This window comes from Pelotomaculum propionicicum (genome assembly GCF_004369225.1).
In the GTDB taxonomy this organism is placed as follows: domain Bacteria; phylum Bacillota; class Desulfotomaculia; order Desulfotomaculales; family Pelotomaculaceae; genus Pelotomaculum_B; species Pelotomaculum_B propionicicum.
On sequence record NZ_QFFZ01000126.1, the window covers coordinates 1 to 1951 of the forward strand.

Annotated in this window: 1 protein-coding gene; it reads right to left on the reverse strand. The window is 43.7% G+C overall.

Going from position 1 to position 1951, the window contains the following annotated elements:
• Nucleotides 1–156 precede the first annotated feature (156 nt).
• The gene (locus Pmgp_RS19160; RefSeq protein ID WP_134216270.1) at nucleotides 157–1809 is read right to left on the reverse strand and encodes a transposase; all 1653 of its coding nucleotides are present in this window, start codon (nucleotides 1807–1809) and stop codon (nucleotides 157–159) included.
• Nucleotides 1810–1951 lie beyond the last annotated feature (142 nt).

The following is a 1951-nucleotide window of genomic DNA, read 5'->3' on the forward strand; positions in this document are numbered from 1 at the left end:
ATGATTCCACTGCAAAAAGGGGTGTTTTTTTCTTTTCATTTGCCCCTTAAGAAAATTGACTGGGATTATCATCCATCTAACTGACCGTTATGTTGCTTCCCTTTACGGTTTTATGCATGGATTATGGTTATTATCCTTTATATTTTCTAACTTTTTCTAGCAAATGGGTACAATAACCCCTTGATTATTGTTATTTGCAATTTCCATAGCCTTTTTCCTTATATCCCCATTGAAGAAGCGGACGAGTTGCTTGAAGTTGTGTCCAATGATTTTCATCCCAGTAACCAGTGTTGCTTTGACTTTACCCCGCACCTTGAGCTTTCCTGCTCCCTGTGAACACTTTAGCGAGGAGTTGGTTCCTTCAATGGCTGTACGTTTGCTGGTTGCTTCTTGCCTGGCGCTTTTGTCTTCTTTTCGTTCGCGGGCTTCGGCCAGAAATATAGCACTCTTGTTAACTCGCAATACGGTATTATTTTTTCGGAATTTTACTGGGCAGGTGTCTTGCTTGGGACAGTTTGAACAGACCTCCCGGTCGAAATAAGCGAGAATCACGTTGTTCTTTCCATTAAACTGGCAGCTATATGGAGCATGACCTTCTGGACAGGAATCCACTGTCTTATGGTCTTTAATGGTAAATGCAGTTAGCGGGAGCTTTTCAGGATCCGGTTTTTTCCCGGTCATGTCTGTATAATGCACCGTAATTCCGGTATCTTGCGCCTGTTTTTCTACTCCTCCGCTGAAGTAACCTCCATCGACGTAAAAGTCGGTGACATCCATTTTGTTTTGTATTTCAGGGATGCGCTTTTCTAACATCTCAGCATCGCTAACCCTGTTTTTCTCGACCGCATAATCGGTGATTATTTGGACAGGATTTTCATCAGCACAAGTTTCGGCAATATTTAGGACTAGTCCAACATGCCCTTTAGAAGCTTTCTTGCGGTAGGTCACATCCGGGTCGTAGGCTGATTGCAGGGAGTCGGCCGCAATATCTTTATTTGCTTTAGCTTCCCAGGTTTTCTTCTTACTATCAAAGGTAGCCTGCTCGTTGATAAACCGCTGGAGAATAGCTATGGCATTCAATTCACGAATGCTTGGATTGGATTCAATGCTGGAGACCAGTTCGATCCCCAGATCGATCATCTCCTGGATCCGTTTTTGTGCTTCGCTGCCCTTGGAGCGGTATAAGACCTTGGTTTTGTACTCGGATTCCAGCACTTGCTTCAAAGAATCTGTAAGGAGTTCCGAAGGGCAGGCATTCACTGCCTGGGACAACACATCATATGCTAATGACAACCGACCGGCCAATTTGATATTGGTCATGATTTGCGTGGAGTCTACACGTTGCTCTTTGGTATTGATCCCCGCTAACTCAATAAAATGCTTGGTTAGTTTTTCGAATTGCCCAAAGATGAGATCGTCTTTATCTGGGTTTTCCACGGTGTAGCGGTAGACCCGCCGCCGAAATTCGTATATTGTGCGCTCGGATAGGTAGAGTTCACCGAGGTTGCGTAGGCCAACAGCATACATGATCTGGTAGTTGAAACGAAACTGTTCGATAATGTCTTCATCTACGTAGTCTTTCATATGCTTAATGAATTCCAGGGATAGCAGAATATTCACCGGGAAATTTGGGCGACCATTGTCCAGACTGTACAAGCAGGAAAAAGGAGTCTCGTCGATCTTACAAAACACATGCTCATAGAAAAGGGGTGCCCAAGTTCCCTGCAGACTGGCCTGTATCTTTGGATTCATCCATGAGTAACTATTGAATAGTTCTTGTTGTAAGTGGTCTTTGTTTTCCCGGAACATGTGAATCCCCCCGGTGCCCGATTTATTATTTTATCAGCTGATATCTCTTGATATCTGTAGTATACTTCGATATTCGCCATTATTTATCCTGCTATCTCAGACCAATTTTTGCTATTCTATGGGGTTTTCGCAGTGGGATCAT